Origin of the sequence: Azospirillum sp. TSO22-1, assembly GCF_003116015.1 — a bacterium.
GTDB lineage: Bacteria > Pseudomonadota > Alphaproteobacteria > Azospirillales > Azospirillaceae > Azospirillum.
In genome coordinates, this window is the sequence record NZ_LGQZ01000015.1 from 1 (window position 1) to 17,519 (window position 17,519).

A 17,519-nucleotide genomic window follows, 5' to 3' on the forward strand; every position below is an offset into this window, starting at 1 on the left:
CCCCCACCCCGTCGCCGCCCTCCCCCGCCATGACGTCGGGGAGATCATCGTCTATGACAACTTCGTGCGTGGCCGCGAAGAGAACCTGGCCGAGGCGCTGAAGGACCCGCGGGTCAAAATCTTCGACCTCGGCGGCGACATCCTGCAGACCGACATCCTGAACGCGGCGATGAAGGGCGTGGACGGGGTGTTCCACTTCGCCGCGCTGTGGCTGCTGCACTGCCAGGACTTCCCGCGCTCGGCCTTCGACGTGAACATCCGCGGCACCTTCAACGTCATCGAGGCGTGCGTCGCCAACAACGTGCAGCGCCTCGTCTACTCCTCCTCGGCGTCGGTGTACGGCGACGCGGTGGAGGAGCCGATGACCGAGGACCACCCGTTCCTCAACACCAACTTCTACGGCGCCACCAAGATCGCCGGCGAGGCGATGCTGCGCTCGCTGCACCACCGCTACAAGCTGCCCTCCGTCGGCCTGCGCTACATGAACGTCTACGGCCCGCGCCAGGACTACCGCGGCGCCTACATCGCCGTGATCATGAAGATGCTGGATCGGCTCGACAACGGCGAGGCGCCGGTGATCTACGGCGACGGCAGCCAAGCCTACGACTTCGTCTACGTCGGCGACTGCGCCAAGGCCAACGTCTGCGCCATGCAGGCGGACACGGTCGACCGCTTCTACAACGTCGGCACCGGCCGGCGCACCTCGATCAAGGAGCTGTCGGACATGATCCTGCGGCTCAGCGGCTCGCCACTGCAGGTCCGCTACGAGCCGGAAGGCCAGACCTTCGTCAAGAACCGCATCGGCTGCCCCAAGCGCGCCGCCGAGGAGATCGGCTTCACCGCCGGCGTCCCGCTGGAGGACGGCCTGCGCGCCCTGATCGAGTGGCGCGACACCCACAAGGCCGAGGTCGAGCGCCGCCGCCGGCAGGGTGCCGGCCGATGACCGCGCCGCGCTCCATCGGCATTTCGCTGCCCTCGCTCGGCGAGGAGGAGTGGCAGGCCCTGCGCGAGCCGCTGGAGAGCGGCTGGCTGACGCAGGGGCCGAAGGTCGCCGCCTTCGAGAAGGCGTTCGCCGAGCGCCACCGGGTGCCGCACGCGCTGGCCACCACCAGTTGCACCACCGGCCTGCACCTGGTCCTCGCCGCCATGGGGATCGGGCCGGGCGACGAGGTGATCGTCCCTGCCTTCACCTGGGTCGCCACAGCCAACGTGGTGGTCTACTGCGGCGCCACCCCGGTGTTCGTCGACGTCGATCCGGCCACCTTCAACCTCGACCCGGCCCAGCTCGCCGCCAGGGTGACGGAGCGCACCCGCGCCATCATCGCCGTGCACCTGTTCGGCCGCTGCGCCGACATGGACGCCATCGCCGCCGCGGCCCCTGGCATCCCGGTCATCGAGGACGCGGCCTGCGCCGCCGGGGCCGCCTACAAGGGCCGGCCGGCCGGCACGCTGGGGCTGGCGGCGTCCTTCTCCTTCCACCCGCGCAAGTCGGTGACGACCGGCGAGGGCGGCATGGTGACCACCGCCGACGCCGCGCTGGCCGAGACCTGCAACATGCTGCGCAACCACGGCGCCAGCGTGTCCGAGGAGCAGCGCCACCGCGGGCCCCGTCCCTACCTGCTGCCGGAGTTCAACCTGCTGGGCTTCAACTACCGGATGACCGACCTGCAGGGCGCGGTCGGCCTGGTGCAGCTAGGCAAGCTCGACCGCTTCATCAAGGAGCGGGCGGAGGCCGCCGCCTTCTACGCCGAGGCGCTCGCCGGCCTGCCGTGGCTGCGCACGCCGGAGGTGCCGGAGGGCTGCGAGCACGCCTGGCAGGCCTACGTCTGCTTCGTCGACGAGGCGACGGCGCCGATGCCGCGCAACGACATCATGGAGTGGCTGCAGGCCCGCGGCATCGCCACCCGGCCGGGCACCCACGCGGTGCACATGCTGGGCTACTACCGCGACCGCTTCGGCCTGGCGCCGGACGACTTCCCCGGGGCGCGCGACTGCGACCGGCACAGCATGGCGATCCCGCTGCACAACCGCATGAGCATGGCCGACTACGCCTACGTCGCCGAGGCTCTGCACACGCTGGGCTGACCGGCCATGTGCGGCGTCGCCGGAATCCTCAACCTCGACCGCGCGCCGGTCTCGCCGGTGGCGCTGCGCCGGATGACCGACGCGATCGCCCACCGCGGCCCCGACGGGGACGGCACCTGGGTGGAGGAGGGCGTCGGCTTCGGCCACCGGCGCCTCGCCATCATCGACCTGTCGCCCGCCGGGCACCAGCCGATGATGAGCGGCGACGGCCGCTACGTCATGACCTACAACGGCGAGGTCTACAATTTCCAGGAGCTGCGGGTCGAGCTGGAGGCGCGCGGCCACCAGTTCCGCTCGCGCAGCGACACCGAGGTGGTGCTGAACGCCTACGCCGAGTGGGGGCCGGCCGCGGTGTCGCGCCTCAACGGCATGTTCGCGCTCGCCATCTGGGACCGGCGCGAGCGCGCGCTGTTCCTGGCGCGCGACCGCTACGGGGTGAAGCCGCTGTACGTCTGGCGGGACGGGTCCACGCTGCTGTTCGCCAGCGAGGTCAAGGCGTTCCGCCAGCACCCGGCGTTCCGCGCCGGCGTCGATGCGGGGGCGCTGCTCGACTACTTCACCTTCCAGAACGTGTTCGGCGGCGGCACGCTGTTCGACCGGGTGCGCATCCTGCAGCCCGGCCACACCATGCTGGTGCGCCCGGACGGGTCGGAGACGGTCGAGCGCTACTGGGACTTCGACTTCCGCGAACCGTCCGAGACCCGCAGCCTGGAGGAGTACGAGGAGGAGCTGCACCGGCTGTTCGTCCAGGCGGTGCGCCGCCAGCTGGTCGCTGACGTGCCGGTCGGCGCCTTCCTCAGCGGCGGCATGGATTCCGGCGCCATCACCGCGGTGGCCTCGCGGGAGATCCCGCACCTCGTCTCGGTGACCGGCGGCTTCGACCTGTCCTCGGCCTCGGGCCTGGAGCTCGGCTTCGACGAGCGCCGGCGCGCCGAGGCGCTGTCCTACCAGTTCCAGACCGAGCACTACGAGGTGGTGCTGAAGGCCGGCGACCTGGAGCGCTGCCTGCCCTCGCTGGTCTGGCACCTGGAGGACCTACGGGTCGGCCAGTCCTACCCCAACTTCTACGTCTCGCGGCTGGCCAGCAAGTTCGTCAAGGTGATGCTCGCCGGCACCGGCGGCGACGAGCTGTTCGCCGGCTATCCCTGGCGCTACTACCGCACCGTCGCCAGCACGGACTTCGACGACTACGTCCGGAACTACTACGTGTTCTGGCAGCGGCTGGTGAACAACAAGACCATCCACCGCCTGTTCCAGCCCGAGGTGTGGGACGCCGTGCGCGACCGGCTGACCATCGACAGCTTCCGCGCGGTGCTGGAGGGCCACAAGGTGGCGGCGCCGCACGGGCCGGAGGACTACGTCAACAACTCGCTGTACTTCGAGTGCCGGACCTTCCTGCACGGCCTGCTGGTGGTCGAGGACCGGCTCAGCATGGCGCACGGGCTGGAGACGCGGGTGCCGTTCCTCGACAACGACCTCGTCGACTTCGCCATGCGCCTGCCGATCCGCAGCAAGCTGCGCGACCTCGAGCAGGTCATCCGCTTCGACGAGAACACCCCCGGCGCCAAGCCGGCGCTGTATGGCGACAAGACCAACGACGGCAAGATCATCCTGCGCCGGATGCTCGGCCGCTTCCTGCCCGAGGACTACGTCAACGGCACCAAGCAGGGCTTCAGCGGCCCGGACGGCAGCTGGTTCCGTGGCGACAGCCTGGCCTACGTCTCGCGCACGCTGCTGGAGGAGGATGCGGCGCTCTACCGTTTCCTGCGCCCCGACACCGTGCGCGAGCTGGTGAGCGAGCATCTGGAAGGCAAAGTCAACCGCCGCCTGCTGATCTGGTCGCTGCTGTGCTTCGAGTGGTGGTGCCGGATCTTTCTGGACGGGCAGGCGCCGGGCGGAGCGGGGCGCTGACCCCGATTCCCTACGGGAAGTCGATCGGGTCGAAGCGCAGCCCGTACGGCCCGATGGCGGGGTCGGTGCGCTGCAGGAAGCGGCTCCGCTCGAATGGGTCCAGGGGAGCGTCGGGGATCAGGCCGCGCTCGCGCAGCAGGGTGGGGTGGGTGCCGCGGGGCACGCGGCCGCTGCGGATGACCTCCAGATTCAGGCCCAGGACGTGCGGGGGCAGAACTTCCGAGCGCGGCAGCCGGTAGTGCTGCAGGAAGAAGGAGGGCCAGTAGTCGAAGTCGTCAGCCTCGGCCCGCGCCAGGGCGTTCAGAAGATGACGGGCGGCGGCCACCGGGGTGTGGTGGCGTTCCACATGGCGACGTGCCTCCTCGCCCAGACGACGACGCAACGCGCGATCCTCGATGAGGCGGCGCAGCTGGGTGTGAAGGTTGCCAGGGTGGACATCCAGGATCGGTCGCTCCTCCGGACCCGGCATGAACTCGGGCACGTTGGAGGCGAGCACGGCACAGCCGGCGGCCATGGCCTCCAGCGCGAACCCCCCGTGCATCATCGCGAAGATCTGGTCCACGGCGATGTCGGCGTTGGACAGTTCCTGCGCGACGACGGCGTTGTCGAGGCCTTCGAACTGCCGGTACTCCGCCTTGACGCCCTGGAAGTTCAGAAGGTTGACGGCATACTGGATGAAGTCTGAACCCTTGCGGATGCGGTGCGAGGGGGCGTGCACGACGATGGGCACCTCGCGGTCCGGCACTGCAGCGGTGAAGCGGTTGGCGTCGATCGGAACGTGGAAGTGGAAGTATGGCCGGATCGCCAACCCTGCCTGCTCCGGCACCGACAGGATCACGTCGCTGTACAGCTCCGCCATCCGAAGCGTATAGATCTTATTCGCCACCGACCAATTATTGTAGAAGTACTGATCGAGGACCATCTGGCTCTTGGTCGGGTGCGGCTGATCCCATTTCTCCGTATGGGCGGGCCAGTAACGGCGTCCCCAAGAGCTGTACTGGGGCTCGGCAGCGCTCCAGTGGCGCACGTCGGTGCCGGTGAAGACCGAGACGATCCGCTTCCCGGCGTTCCTGATCACCGGCAGATCGTCGTTGCCGGGCAGCAGGGTCTTGCCGCTCTGGAAGATGAACAGGTCGTGGCCGTCGATCATCTCCTGGATGCGGGGGCCTGGGTTCCAGAAGATCGTGTCCGGATCCTCCGCGGGAATGCCGTAGGTGGTCCCGGCCAGCACGTCGCGCAGCAGGTGGTCGGGGACGATCCGGCGGCCATGCTGCGATTCGGCGAACTGGAACACCTTGGTCACCGTGTGGCCAAGCTGTTTCAGCCCTTCTGCAAAATTCGACAGGTTCTCGCCGTTCTCCATGGTGCCGATTAGGACCCGCAGCGGTCGCGCGGGATCGAACGGTGCGATGAGAGCGGAGGCCATGGCCGGTCCTTCAGGGCGCGGTGGAGGGGGAATCGGACTGGACGCGCGCCGGGGTACCCCAGGCGCGGACGCCGGGTGGGATCGACCGGTTGACCAGCGAGAGCGCGCCGATCACCGCGCGGTCGCCGATCTCCACGCCCATCTGGATCACCGAGTTGGGGCCGATGTAGACGCCGGAGCCGATGCGGGTCGGCCGGTGCTCGACGGGAGCCCGCCCCAACGAGGTGGACCACGCCACCGTATGGTGCGTGTAGATCTGCACGCCCGCGCTGATCGAGACGTAATCGCCGATCTCCAGTCCGCCCGAGCCGTCCAGCACCACGCCGGGGCCGATCCAGACGTGGCGGCCGACTTTGACGTCGCCGATGATCAGCGTGCCGTCGTAGCAGGTGGTGCCTTCGCCGAAGCCGTAGGCCGCGGCGTTCTCGGCCCGCTCGGACACCAAGTCGCCAAAGGGGACCCGGCGTCGGAAGCGGTCAAGCTTGTCCTGCTGGAGGACCCGGTGGGCGCTCCGAAGGAGGGCGATGAAGGAGCCGATGTCCATGGGCAGGGAGACCGGGACGGGGAAAGCGCGCCTTCCGGCGGTCGTCAGGCGGCCTTGCGCGCCGCGGCCACCGCCGCGACGATGCGGTCCTGCACGGCCTCGTCCAGGTAGGGGTGCATGGGCAGGCTGATCACCTGGTCGGCCAGCGCGTCCGACACCGGCAGCCCGCCGGGCGCCGCCGGGAAGCCGCGGTAGGCGGTCTGGCGGTGCAGCGGCAGCGGGTAGTAGACCGCGGTCGGGATGCCGGCCGCCTTGAGCGCGGCGCCGAGCGCGTCGCGCCGCGCCGCGTCCTCGGCCTTGACCGTGTACTGCGCCCACACCGAGGTGGCGCCGTCGAGCAGCGCCGGCACCGCGACGATGCCCTCCAGCCGCTCGTTGTAGCGCCGGCCGATGCGCTGGCGGGCCGCCACCTCGTCGGCGAAGATCGACAGCTTCTCGATCAGGACGGCGGCCTGCAGCGTGTCGAGCCGGCCGTTCATGCCGACGCGCGCGTTGTCGTACTTGTGGCTGCCCTTGCCGTGCACGCGGATGCTGCGCAGCGCCTCGGCCAGTTCGTCGTCGTCGGTGAGGATCGCGCCGCCGTCGCCGTAGCAGCCCAGCGGCTTGGCCGGGAAGAAGCTGGTCGAGGCGGCGTCGCCGATGGTACCGACCTTCCGGCCGTCCAGCTCGGCGCCGAAGCTCTGCGCTGCGTCGGCCAGCAGCTTCAGGCCGTGCGCGCGGGCGACCGGCTCGATGCGGCGGTAGTCGGCCGGCTGGCCGAACAGGTCGACCGGGATGACGGCGCGCGGCGTCAGGCCGGCGGCCCTGGCGGCGCCGATGGCGGCCTCCAGGCTGGCCGGGTCCATGTTGAAGGTGTCGGGCAGCACGTCGCAGAACACCGGGGTGGCGCCCAGGATGGCCACCACTTCGGCGGTTGAGGCGAAGGTGAAGGTCGGCACGAACACCGCGTCGCCCCGCCCGACGCCCCAGGCCATCAGCACCATCTGCAGGGAGTCGGTGCCGCTGGAGCAGGAAATCGCGTGCTTCGCCCCGCAGAAGGCGGCGAGCTGCGTCTCGAACGCCTTGATCTCCGGGCCCATGATGAACTGGCCGTGCTCCAGCACGCGGTTCATCGCCGCCTCGATGCGCGACCCCAGGCGGCGCCGCTGGGCGGCCAGGTCGATGAACGGGACGGGGCCGGCGCCCGGGTTGTCGGAGAGCGCGGCAGCCCGCTCGGCCGTCTTATCCATTGGGGATTTCCTCGATGCTGTCCGGGGAGGTCTGGCGGTGGCGCTGCCCGGTGCGCGGGCAGACCAGGTCGTCGCCCAGCCGGTCGCCGGTGCGGCTGACCCAGCCGATGCGGCGCGCCGGGTTGCCGACCATCAGGGCGTAGGCCGGCACGTCCTTCGTCACCACCGCGCCGGCGCCGATCAGGCAGTATTCGCCGAGCGTCACGCCGCACACGATGGTGGCGTTGGCGCCGATGGTGGCGCCGCGGCGCACCAGGGTGGGCTTGAACTCGTCCTTGCGCTCGATCTCGGCGCGCGGGTTGACGACGTTGGTGAACACGCAGGACGGGCCGCAGAAGACGCCGTCCTCCAGCGTCACGCCCTTGTAGACGCTGACGTTGTTCTGGATCTTGCAGCGGTCGCCGATGGTGACGTGCGGGCCGGCCACGACGTTCTGGCCGATCACGCAGTCGCGGCCGATGCGGGTGTCGGGCAGGATGTGGCTGAAGTGCCAGATCTTGCTGCCGGTGCCGATCTCCACCCGGGCGTCGACGCAGGCGGTGGCGTGCACGGTGACGCCCGGCGGCAGGTCGGCGCCGGCGGGAGGGGCGGCCGGGGCCGGGCTGGCCGCGGGAATGGCGGCGGAGCCGGCGTCGAGGCGCAGCGCGCGCCCCTCGTCCATCGACCGCTGGGCGGCCTGCAGCACGCGCAGGACGCGCAGTCCCTCGGCGCCGTCGGTGCGCGGGCGGCGGCCCCCGGCGGCGCACTCCAGGAAGTGCAGGCACTCGGCGCGCAGCGGCTCGGCCTCCTCCAGCGCCACCGGGGTGGCGTCGGCCTTGGCCGGCACCGGCATGCCGTCCACCCAGTCGATGCGGTGCGGGTAGACCACCAGCTTGGAGGCCCAGGGCAGGCTGTCGTCGAACACCGCCATGCCGCCGTCGCCGACCACGACCAGCTTCTGCTCCTTGAACGGGTGCAGCCACGACACGAAGACGTGCGCCTGCTCGCCGCCGGCGAAGGTGATGTGGGTGGTGGTGACGTCGGCGATGACCTTGTGCAGGTAGGCGGCGCCGGTGGCCAGCACCTCCTCGGGCCGGTTGCCGACCAGCGCCAGGATCATCGAGATGTCGTGCGGCGCGAAGCTCCAGAGGATGTTCTCCTCGCGGCGCACCTTGCCGAGGTTGAGGCGGTTCGAATAGACGTACTGCAGCCGGCCCAGCTCGCCGGCCGCCACCATAGCCTTCAGCTTCAGGAAGGCGGGGTGGTACTGCAGCAGGTGGCCGACCATCAGCACGCGGCCCTGCGCCTCGGCCAGCCGGCACAGCTCCTCCGCCTCCTCGACCGCGAGCGCCAGCGGCTTCTCCACGAAGGCGTGCTTGCCGGCCAGCAGCGCGGCGCGTGCCAGCCGGTAGTGCGCCTCCGCCGGGGCGGCGATGGCCACCGCCGGAATCTCCGGGTCCGCCAGGATCTCCTCGAAGCCGCGGGCCGGAACCCCGCCATGGCGCGCGCCGATGTCGGCGGCGTGCCCGGGGTCGGCGTCGTGCACCGCGGCGAGCGCGCCCAGCTGGTGGAAGTTGCGGACCAGGTTCTTGCCCCAGTGCCCGCAGCCGATCACGGCGACCCGGATGCCTGGGGAAGACGTCGGACTGGAGGTCAAGGGGCGCCTCTCTTCGAAACGCCGCACCGGGGTGGGGGCACGATGCGTGCGGCCCCGCGGGAATACCACCATCCATCGGCCGTTCTCAAGGACTTCCCGCCGCCGAAATCCAATGCGGCCCACGCGAAGGCTTCTATAATGGCCGCCGCTTTCGCACACTTGGGAGCAGGGGAATGACCACCCGCATCCGTGACGTCTTATCGCATGCCATGGCGCAGCTGGCGGCCGCGCCATCCGCCGACCAGCCGGAGCGTGACCGTGCCGTGCGCGGCGCTCTCGACTTGGCGCGGGGCTATCACACCTGCGGTGCCCTCGACGGGGCGGCGGCGCTGTGCCGGGAGATCCTGCGGATCCGGCCGGACACACCAGAAGCGATCAGCATCCTGAACGGGGTGGAGCACGACCGGGCCTTCTGGCGCACGGCGGTGATCTCGTCCAACCCGGCTGACCAGACGCTGACCACCTTCACCTTCCCGATCTACGGCAATCCGGCGGCGGTGCGGCACACGGTCGATACCCAGCCGGACTTCATCCGTGCCGTGCAGGCTCTCTCCTTCCTGCAGAACGGATGGGGGATGTGCCGCTGGATGGGCGTCCCGGTGCTCAAGTTCCCCAACGACCTGATGCTCTATCAGGAGATCGTCTTCGAGACCAAGCCCGACCTCATCATCGAGACCGGCACCTACAACGGCGGCAGCGCCTTCTTCCTGGCGCACCTCTTGGACCTCATCGGGCATGGCCGGATCGTCACCGTGGACGTGGAGCCGATGCCCGACCGTCCGCAGCACCCACGCATCACCTACCAGACCGGCTCGTCGATCGATCCGGCGATCGTCGATCCGCTGCGCGCCGAGGCCGAGGGAAAGACGGTGCTGGTGTCCCTCGATTCCTCGCATCTCGCTTCGCATGTCCTGGCCGAGATGCGCATCTACGCCGATCTCGTGTCGGTCGGCAGCTACATGGTCGTGGAGGATTCCAACATCAACGGCCATCCGGTGTGGCCGGGCTACACCGAGCCGCCCAACCCCGAGGCCAGCGGGCCAATGGAGGCGATCCGCCGCTTCGTGGACGAACGCGGCGATTTCGTGATCGATGCGCTCAAGCACCGTCTGCTCGTCACCAACAACCCAAACGGTTACCTGAAGCGTCTCGGCTGACGGCGGCGCCCCCGCCAGCCGGCGGGGGCGCTCAATCCAGCCAGTGGTACATGCGCACGAAGTCGCGCTGCCACTCCACCCAGGCGGCGATCTGTTCCTCCGGGATGTGGCCGCGCATCAACCCGACCAAGCGCTCGATGGAGAAATCGTCGGGGAAGTCGGCCATGGTGTCGAGCCGCCCTTCCAGCCAGTGCCGGCTCAGCAGGTCGTGGAAGACGTCGGGCGCGATGCGGTTGGCCAGGATCTTGCCGCCGGCGTCCGGCCGGGCCGTGGAGGAGCTGGAGTGCTTCATCGCCCCGCCGTCCAGGATGCCCATGCGCAGGTCGGGCATCCGGGCTGCCAGGGCCGTGAAGAGCTGCAGCGTCTTGCGGTTCTGGTGCATCTCGTCGGCGAAATGCAGGCAGTCCTCGTAGGCGTTGACCCAGTAATCCTTCAGCGTGATGGTGCCGGGATTGATGCGATAGCCCTCGGCGTAGTCCAGGCTGTCAATACGCGCCGCGTAATAGTCCATGACGGCGCCGCAGCCGACCGGCTCCTGGTGGACCGTCGGATCGCGCTGCTGGCGCGCGGCGCGCAGGTTGGCCTTCTGGTACAGCAGGAGGGCTCCGAGCGCGCCGTTGGCGCGCAGGTTCTCCACCATGCCCTCGAGGTCGATCTCACGGAAGAACCAGAGATCCTCGTCCAGGTACATGACGTAGTCATTGGGATCCCTGCGGATCTCGCGCACCCAGAAGCGTGCCGGGTCGAAGAAGTCAAGCGAGCGGTAGAACGCCTTGCGCTCGTGGTAGAGGCCGCCGGCCGGCGCAGCGATCACGCCACTCTCCACCTTTGGGGAGTTGCGGATCTCCAGGTGGGGATGGTCGCGCTTCAGCTTGTCGGTGTAGACCTCGCCGATGCCGTCGTTGAGCAGCACGATCGGGCCGTGATTGCGGATGCAGCGCCCGATGCTGCGGATCAGCCGGTCGATGTAGAAGGGGCGGCTGTAACCCTTGATGTAGATGGTGCACAGCCGGCGGTCGCCGCGCAGGCCCGCCCCTTCCCGGTTGCGCGTCAGCGTGGCCTGCAGCGCCGCGGCGGTTTCCAGCTCGCGGCGGACCATGTCGAAACGTTCGAAGGCGGCGGCGAAGGACGGCTGCCGGATCACCGCCGTGCGGAACTGCTCCAGGGCGCCCGGCAGGTCGGCGAGCGCCAGCAGCGCTTCTCCCAGCTTGAACGGCAGGGCCGGATCGCCGGGGCTGCGCGCGAGCGCGCCGCGGAACGCGGCCGCGGCGCGCTCCGCCTGCCCGGTTTCCAGCAACAGGTCGCCGAACTGCGCCAAGTCGGCGAGGGAGTCCGGCCGCAGTCTGGTCAGCGCCTCCGCCGGAGCGACCGCCTCCCCCGCGCGCCCGGCGGCCCGCAGAACCCGCAGCAGGCTTTCCTGGGCGTTGGCGAAACCGGGATTGGCCGCCACCGATTGGCCGATCAGCGTGGCGGCCCGCTCCAACTCGCCGCGCCGCTCCAGGATGAGGCCCATGAGGTGCAGCGCATCGGGGTTGCGTGGCTCCGCCGCCAGAACCTGGTCATAGATCGCTTCGGCTTCGGCGAAGCGGCCGGCGCGGTGGTGCGCCACGGCCGTCTCAAGTGCGCTCAGGGTTTCGTTCTGCACGGGCGGACATCCTCGACGCCGGTATCGGCGCCCCAAAGGCTTCAGATCTTGCGGATGGTGGTGCTGCCGTCGGGATTGCGGCTGAAGCTGTAGGCGCCGCCACGGCTGCACAGCTGGTCGAGCGCGCCCTGCAGTTCCGTTGCCTTCTGGGCTTGCATGGCCTTGGGCAAGAACATCTCGGGGTGCACGAGGTCAAACGCGCCGGCCGGGCGCCCGGGCGACCGCTCCTTCCTCAGGCCGGGATTGGCGGCGAGCCCGGCGGCGTCGGCGAAGATCAGGCAGTTCTGGCGGTACCAGAACTGGATGTCGCGCTCCTGCCAGATCAGCGGCCGGATGCAGTCGATCGCTTCGTAGCCGCGGCGGGCGAACTTCTCGATCCAGTAGCTCGGCCACTGCTCGTTGACATGATGGGTGCCGCCCTGCAGGGGGATGGCGGCGGAAAACAGGATCACCGAACCGTGGCGGCACAGGTTGTCCACGAAGCCGTCGGCGCGGTCGCTAGGCAGGTGTTCCGCCACCTCCAGCGACAGCACGAGGTCGAAGCGGCGGCCGAGGTCGAGCGGTTCGCCCAGGTCGTGGCCGCGGAACCGCGCCGGATCGATGAGGAGCTGGGCGCGCTCCACATAATCGCCGTCGACGCCCTGGATGTCGCCGATGCCGCGCTCGGCGAAGGCTTTCAGGAAGGCTCCGGTGCCGCAGCCGACGTCGAGGACCGAGCCAACCTTCAGGCGCTCGAGCAGGAGGGGAATGATCTTCCGGGCCGACTGGCTCGATCCGGCCACGATCATGTCGTAGAAGGCGCGGCTGTAGGGCGTTTCGGTCATGGGTGTTGCCTTCCGGTATGGCGGGCGTTCCGGGGTGCGCGGCACCATATACGGGCCGGCCATTCCGGCGCAAAGCGAAACGGCGGCCCGGACCGGCGCCGGGTCAGGCGTCGGACGGCGCCAGGGCGCGGCGTACGGCCTGTTCGACGGTGGCGGGGTCGAACTCCATGGAAAGCGGGTTCGTGCCGGCGTCAAAGGTGATCGGCACGCGGGCGGCCTTCTGCACCTCGCGCCGCGGGAACACCACGTGATGACGGCACGGCACGAGGTCGCTCAGTTCACCGAAGCAGGGATGCCAGCGGTGCGGCGACAGTTCGACGACGGGGGTTCTCGGGCGGCAGAAGGCGAGGTTGGCGAAGCCCGCCCCGTGTGGGCCGACGACCAGTTCCGCTCCGGCGAACAGGGCCCGTTGCCGGGCCGGCGGCATGGCGCTCAACGACACGTCCACGACGCCGAAGGGCTTGAGCCGTTCAAGGATCTCCGCCTCGTTCGCGACGCGGCGCATGGTGGCGTCCTTGCGCGAGACGTAGATGCGCCGCGGCAGGTCCGGGTGCGGTGCCGCCGGCAGCGCCGCGCGCAGGAAGCGGATCGAGCGGGGAGCCATCCGGCTTTCCGGCACCAGCATGCTGGGGACCAGCAGCGAGCGGAAGCGGTGCACCCGCGGAGGGAGGAACAGAATGCGGTCGCGGTCGATCCCCAGGGCGCCCAGCGTTTCCACCACCATGGACGTCGGCCGGCCCTCCACCGCGTACTGGAGCGTGCGGTCGTCGATGCCGAAGTCGCGAACGACCTGCACCCTGGTCAGGTTCTCCAGCATCCAGTGATAGTAGTTGGACGTTCCGCCGAGCCAGATCGACGGCCGCCGGATCAGCGGTGCCCCCTCGACCAGCGCCGTCTGCACGAAGAACCGGTTCGTCCGGGCGCCCGTCTCGAAGTCGGTATGGGCTTCGACGATGAACTGGTCGGTGTAGCTGAAGACCGAGCCGGGAGATCCGAAGTCGACATCCTCGATGCGGGTCGCCGGGTCGACGCGGCTGCAGGACTCGAGGAACAGCGACCGGTCGTCGAAGATGATCCCCGTTCCGGCGTCGAGGTGGACATCGTCGAGCTTGGCCAGCGTGGCGGTTCCCGCGCGCTGCTCCAGGGAGCAGGGGTACCCGGCCTGCGCCAGCAGGTCGAGGGGCGCGCGGTCTGGCGCGGCGACGACGGTGGGCAGGCGCTCGATCCGGAACGCTTCGTCGGAGTGGACGGCGGCGCACCAGGCGCGTCCGGGCTCCAGGTCGGCACCGTCACCCCGCGGCGGCGGGGCGTCGGCCAGGCGCGCCATGCCCATCAGCGTGTAAGGCACGGATGCACGCAGGTTGTTCAGGTTGGCCTGGGCGATGGCATGGCCGGGTGCGGCGCGCAGCGCCCCGTGGAGCAGCCGCAATCCTTCGAGGATCCGGCCGTTGCGCCCGCAGGCGAGCCCCAGCAGGTGGCGGGCGTCGTTCAGGCCGGGGTCAAGCGCCAGGGCCGTCCGGTACAGGGCGATGGCGTCGTCGTAGCGCCCGGCGTTGTGGGCTTCCATGGCCCTCTGGAGCCGTTCGCCGGCGTCCGGGGAGCGCTGCGGCATCATGCCCGACCCGGCTGCGCGAAGTGGCGTTCGACCTTGAGGATCGCCGCCGCCGCGTCCGCGGCCTCCTCCGGGCCGTAGTTCTCGTTGAGGTACAGGTTGAAGGTGCGGTCGCGGATGGCGCGGGCGTTCGGCGTGTCGAAGCCGTCCGACAGCCAGGGCCGCAGCCACGGCCAGTCCGCGGCGAGGTAGTTGTAGTGCGGGCTCAGCCCGATGCCCTCGGCCAGCACCGCCCTGGCGAAGCTCGTCTTGTCGGTGCCGATCGCCGCGGGATCGACGACGATCGGGTAGATGAAGGGCGAATCCCCCTCGCCCCAGCCGTACGGCCGGCAGGCCCGCGCCTCGGCCTCCAGCCGCCGCGTCACGTCGGCGACGAAGGCGAGGCGGCGGGCGATGGTGTCGTCCAGCCGGGCCAGCGACGCCAGCCCGATGGCCGAGGACAGCTCGTCGGTGTGCAGATTCAGCGCCGGGAACAGGAAGCCGTTGGGGTCGCGGTCGTCGAAGCCCTCCACCCACCGCGGCTTGCCGCGGTCGGCGTGCGCCAGCGCCATGCGGAACAGCGCCTCGTCGCGCCCGTAGACTACCCCGCCCGAGCCGCCGGTGATGTGCGCCTTGCGGTACATGGTGGAGAAGGCGGCGATGTCGCCGAAGGCGCCGACCCGGCGGCCGGCGAGGCGGGCGCCGTGCGCCTGGCTGCAGTCCTCCACCACCCGGACGCCGCGGGCGTGCAGCGCCTCGACGATGGCGTCGATCGGGCAGGGGCGGCCGATGGAATGGACCAGCACGGCGGCGCGGGTGGCCGGGGTGACGCGCGCCAGCACCTGCTCCGGCCCGACGTTGTAGCTGCCGGGCATGCTGTCGACCAGCCGCGGGACCAGGCGGTTGAGGACGATGGCCGAGAGGGTGCCGGGATCGGTGATCGGCGAGACCAGCACCTCCGAGCCCGGCGGCAGCTCCAGCGCGGCGATCGCCACGAACAGGGCGGCGGTGCCGGTGGCCACCGCGTCGGCGTGGCCGCCGCCCATGAAGGCGGCGAACGCCTCGGCGTAGCGCCGTTCGAAGACGCCCTGATAGCCGGGGTCGACGTCGAGCTCGCGGTAGTGGGCGAGCGCCTCGGCGATCATCCGGGATTCGGCCTCCCCGAGCGCGCGGCGCGGCGGCATCGGGCGGGCGCGCACGGGCGTGCCGCCGTGAATGGCGAGGGTGTCGGTCGTCATCGGCGTGCGTCCTTCCGGCATCGTCTTCTGTGGGTGTCCGGCCTTGTGCGGCCGTGCGGAGACCCCGTGCGCAGCCTATGACAAACGACCACTCCGGTCTTGCCTGCCGGAAGGAGACAGCGTACACCTCGCCCACCGGATCGCCCGCGGCACGGCGACGTGCCGGACATTGTCCGCGAAGCCGTTCTTACGAGATTTTCTCCACAGGAACAAGATCGCCATGAAGTTCAAGAAGGTCCTGATCACCGGCGGTGCCGGTTACGTCGGCAGCCTGCTCACTCCGGCTCTGCTCGACGACGGCTACGAGGTGACCGTCTACGACATCATGTTCTTCGGCGATCACTTCCTGCCCAAGGACCACCCGCGGCTGCGCGTCATCAAGGGCGACATCCGCGACACCGCCAGCCTGAGCGCCGCGCTGCAGGGTCAGGACGCCGTGGTCAACCTGGCCTGCATCTCCAACGACGCCAGCTTCGAGCTGGACGAGGCGCTGTCCACCACCATCAACCTCGACGCCTTCGAGCCGATGGTGCTCGCCGCCAAGGCGGCGGGCGTGAAGCGCTTCGTCTACGCCTCCTCGAGCTCGGTCTACGGCGTGTCCGACGCCCCGGACGTCGATGAGACCCACCCGCTGGTGCCGCTGACGCTCTACAACAAGTACAAGGGCATGTGCGAGCCGCGGCTGTTCAAGCACACCGACGAATCCTTCGTCGGCGTGGTCTTCCGCCCGGCCACCGTGTGCGGCTACGCCCCGCGCCAGCGCCTCGACCTGTCGGTCAACATCCTGACCAACCACGCGGTCACCAACAACCGCATCCTGGTGTTCGGCGGCGACCAGCTGCGCCCGAACCTGCACATTCAGGACTACATCGACGCGGTGCGCCTGCTGCTGACCGCCCCGGACGCCAAGATCGCCAACGAGATCTTCAACGTCGGCTTCCAGAACATGAGCATCCTCGACCTCGCGCACCTGGTGAAGCGCGTGGTGGAGGAGGAGTTCCCCGGCCGCCCGCCGATCGACCTGGCGATCACGCCGTCGGACGACAACCGCTCCTACCACATCAACTCCGACAAGATCGCCCGCGTGCTCGGCTTCCAGCCGAAGCACTCGATCGAGGAGGCGATCCGCGACCTGTGCCGCGCCTTCCGCGCCGGCAAGCTGCCCGACAGCATGAGCAACGACTGGTACTACAACGTCCGCCTGCTCAAGAAGCAGAACGCCGCATGAGCAAGCCGATCGCCGTCGTCACCGGGGGAGCCGGGTTCATCGGCAGCCACATGGTGGACCTGCTGCTCGACCGCGGCTACCGGGTGCGGGTGGTGGACAACCTGTCGGGCGGGCGCCGGGACAACCTCGCCCACCATGCCGGCAACCCCGACCTGGAGTGCCGCTGGGCCGACATCCGCGGCCTGGAGCACGACGACGCGATCTTCTCCGGTGCGCGGTACGTCTTCCACTTCGCCGGCATCGGCGACATCGTGCCGTCCATCGAGCGGCCGGTGGAGTACATGGACGTCAACGTGCAGGGCACGGTGCGCGTGCTGGAGTGCGCCCGCCACGCCGGCGTGGCCAAGCTGGTCTACGCCGCGTCCTCGTCCTGCTACGGGCTGGCCGACACGCCGACCCGCGAGGACCACCCGATCGCCCCGCAGTACCCCTACGCGCTGTCCAAGTACCAGGGCGAGCAGGCGGCGTTCCACTGGCACAAGGTCTACGGCCTGCCGGTGAACGCGATCTGCATCTTCAACGCCTACGGCACGCGGGTGCGCACCACCGGCGCCTACGGCGCGGTGTTCGGCGTGTTCTTCCGTCAGAAGCTGGCCGGCAAGCCGTTCACCGTGGTCGGCGACGGAACCCAGCGGCGCGACTTCATCTACGCCAGCGACGTCGCCCGCGCCTTCCTGGCGGCGGCCGAGACCGACATCGTCGGCGAGCGCTTCAACGTCGGCGCCGGCGACCCGCAGCCGGTCAACCGGCTGGTCGCGCTGCTCGGCGGCGAGGTGGTCTACGTTCCCAAGCGGCCGGGCGAGCCCGACTGCACGCACGCCGACATCACCAAGATCCGCACCCGGCTGGGCTGGGAGCCGACGGTCCCGTTCGAGGAGGGGGTCGCCCGGATGGCCGCGCGCATCGAGGACTGGAAGGACGCGCCGCTGTGGGACCCCGCCTCGATCGCCGTGGCGACGAAGACCTGGTTCGAGCATCTCGGCCGCCAGGGGTGACGCCGTCCCC

The 17,519-nt window shown here is 69.9% G+C and carries 14 protein-coding genes; 6 read left to right on the forward strand and 8 right to left on the reverse strand.

What is annotated here, in order from left to right; all coding sequences use genetic code 11:
• The 3 genes from TSO221_RS05295 to asnB all read left to right on the forward strand — a co-directional run.
• The coding region (locus tag TSO221_RS05295; RefSeq protein WP_109117437.1) for an NAD-dependent epimerase/dehydratase family protein at positions 1–943 on the forward strand (943 nt) is incomplete at its 5' end.
• Positions 940–2,085 carry a DegT/DnrJ/EryC1/StrS family aminotransferase gene (locus TSO221_RS05300; protein WP_109117438.1) on the forward strand — a complete coding sequence of 382 codons (1,146 nt, stop codon included), beginning with the start codon at positions 940–942 and terminating at the stop codon, positions 2,083–2,085. The genes TSO221_RS05295 and TSO221_RS05300, both read left to right, overlap by 4 nt.
• Positions 2,086–2,091: 6 nt before the next feature.
• Positions 2,092–3,996: an asparagine synthase (glutamine-hydrolyzing) gene (gene asnB / locus TSO221_RS05305; protein ID WP_109117439.1), complete on the forward strand. Its 1,905-nt coding sequence runs from the start codon at positions 2,092–2,094 to the stop codon at positions 3,994–3,996.
• A 10-nt stretch (positions 3,997–4,006) separates the two neighbouring features.
• Here asnB and TSO221_RS05310 read toward each other — a convergent pair whose 3' ends face one another.
• From TSO221_RS05310 to TSO221_RS36770, 4 genes are read right to left on the reverse strand one after another with little or no spacing between them, the layout of a single operon-like run.
• Positions 4,007–5,422 (reverse strand): glycosyltransferase, encoded by a 1,416-nt coding sequence (locus TSO221_RS05310; protein ID WP_109117440.1) that lies wholly within the window; start codon positions 5,420–5,422, stop codon positions 4,007–4,009.
• 10 nt (positions 5,423–5,432) lie between these two features.
• On the reverse strand, positions 5,433–5,966 hold the full coding sequence (locus TSO221_RS05315) for an acyltransferase (protein ID WP_109117441.1): 534 nt from the start codon (positions 5,964–5,966) through the stop codon (positions 5,433–5,435).
• 44 nt (positions 5,967–6,010) lie between these two features.
• Positions 6,011–7,195, reverse strand: coding sequence for a DegT/DnrJ/EryC1/StrS family aminotransferase (locus TSO221_RS05320; protein ID WP_109117442.1), 1,185 nt, complete (start codon positions 7,193–7,195; stop codon positions 6,011–6,013).
• Positions 7,188–8,831 (reverse strand): Gfo/Idh/MocA family oxidoreductase, encoded by a 1,644-nt coding sequence (locus TSO221_RS36770; RefSeq protein ID WP_282187708.1) that lies wholly within the window; start codon positions 8,829–8,831, stop codon positions 7,188–7,190. Before TSO221_RS36770 ends, TSO221_RS05320 begins: the two co-directional genes overlap by 8 nt.
• 173 nt (positions 8,832–9,004) lie before the next feature.
• On the opposite strand from TSO221_RS36770, the gene TSO221_RS05330 reads away from it, so the two are divergent.
• Positions 9,005–9,988, forward strand: coding sequence for a CmcI family methyltransferase (locus TSO221_RS05330; RefSeq protein WP_109117444.1), 984 nt, complete (start codon positions 9,005–9,007; stop codon positions 9,986–9,988).
• 31 nt (positions 9,989–10,019) lie between these two features.
• Here TSO221_RS05330 and TSO221_RS05335 read toward each other — a convergent pair whose 3' ends face one another.
• The 4 genes from TSO221_RS05335 to TSO221_RS05350 form a co-directional block, all read right to left on the reverse strand.
• A complete protein-coding gene (locus tag TSO221_RS05335) occupies positions 10,020–11,633 on the reverse strand; it encodes a tetratricopeptide repeat protein (RefSeq protein ID WP_158283993.1) in 1,614 nt (537 codons plus the stop codon).
• A 41-nt stretch (positions 11,634–11,674) separates the two neighbouring features.
• Positions 11,675–12,457 carry a class I SAM-dependent methyltransferase gene (locus TSO221_RS05340; protein ID WP_158283994.1) on the reverse strand — a complete coding sequence of 261 codons (783 nt, stop codon included), beginning with the start codon at positions 12,455–12,457 and terminating at the stop codon, positions 11,675–11,677.
• A gap of 103 nt (positions 12,458–12,560) precedes the next feature.
• Positions 12,561–14,024, reverse strand: a complete 1,464-nt coding sequence (locus TSO221_RS05345) for a glycosyltransferase 61 family protein (RefSeq protein WP_158283995.1) — start codon at positions 14,022–14,024, stop codon at positions 12,561–12,563.
• 44 nt (positions 14,025–14,068) lie between these two features.
• Entirely contained in the window at positions 14,069–15,286 is a 1,218-nt protein-coding gene (locus TSO221_RS05350; protein ID WP_158283996.1) for a DegT/DnrJ/EryC1/StrS family aminotransferase, read from the reverse strand.
• Positions 15,287–15,506: 220 nt separating this feature from the next.
• Here TSO221_RS05350 and TSO221_RS05355 point away from each other — a divergent pair, with 220 nt between their 5' ends.
• Together TSO221_RS05355 and TSO221_RS05360 are read left to right on the forward strand one after the other, a co-directional pair.
• Positions 15,507–16,514 (forward strand): SDR family oxidoreductase, encoded by a 1,008-nt coding sequence (locus TSO221_RS05355; protein WP_199229391.1) that lies wholly within the window; start codon positions 15,507–15,509, stop codon positions 16,512–16,514.
• On the forward strand, positions 16,511–17,509 hold the full coding sequence (locus tag TSO221_RS05360) for an NAD-dependent epimerase/dehydratase family protein (protein WP_109117449.1): 999 nt from the start codon (positions 16,511–16,513) through the stop codon (positions 17,507–17,509). Before TSO221_RS05355 ends, TSO221_RS05360 begins: the two co-directional genes overlap by 4 nt.
• Positions 17,510–17,519: the final 10 nt, after the last annotated feature.

What these genes read in the sequence shown, in the direction of transcription:
- TSO221_RS05320 (WP_109117442.1), bottom strand. Translation starts at nt 7,195, where the DNA reads ATGGATAAGACGGCCGAGCGGGCTGCCGCGCTCTCCGACAACCCGGGC.
- TSO221_RS05300 (WP_109117438.1), top strand. Translation starts at nt 940, where the DNA reads ATGACCGCGCCGCGCTCCATCGGCATTTCGCTGCCCTCGCTCGGCGAG.
- TSO221_RS05340 (WP_158283994.1), bottom strand. Translation starts at nt 12,457, where the DNA reads ATGACCGAAACGCCCTACAGCCGCGCCTTCTACGACATGATCGTGGCC.
- TSO221_RS05310 (WP_109117440.1), bottom strand. Translation starts at nt 5,422, where the DNA reads ATGGCCTCCGCTCTCATCGCACCGTTCGATCCCGCGCGACCGCTGCGG.
- TSO221_RS05360 (WP_109117449.1), top strand. Translation starts at nt 16,511, where the DNA reads ATGAGCAAGCCGATCGCCGTCGTCACCGGGGGAGCCGGGTTCATCGGC.
- TSO221_RS05315 (WP_109117441.1), bottom strand. Translation starts at nt 5,966, where the DNA reads ATGGACATCGGCTCCTTCATCGCCCTCCTTCGGAGCGCCCACCGGGTC.
- TSO221_RS05345 (WP_158283995.1), bottom strand. Translation starts at nt 14,024, where the DNA reads ATGGAAGCCCACAACGCCGGGCGCTACGACGACGCCATCGCCCTGTAC.
- TSO221_RS05355 (WP_199229391.1), top strand. Translation starts at nt 15,507, where the DNA reads ATGAAGTTCAAGAAGGTCCTGATCACCGGCGGTGCCGGTTACGTCGGC.
- TSO221_RS05330 (WP_109117444.1), top strand. Translation starts at nt 9,005, where the DNA reads ATGACCACCCGCATCCGTGACGTCTTATCGCATGCCATGGCGCAGCTG.
- TSO221_RS05350 (WP_158283996.1), bottom strand. Translation starts at nt 15,286, where the DNA reads ATGACGACCGACACCCTCGCCATTCACGGCGGCACGCCCGTGCGCGCC.
- asnB (WP_109117439.1), top strand. Translation starts at nt 2,092, where the DNA reads ATGTGCGGCGTCGCCGGAATCCTCAACCTCGACCGCGCGCCGGTCTCG.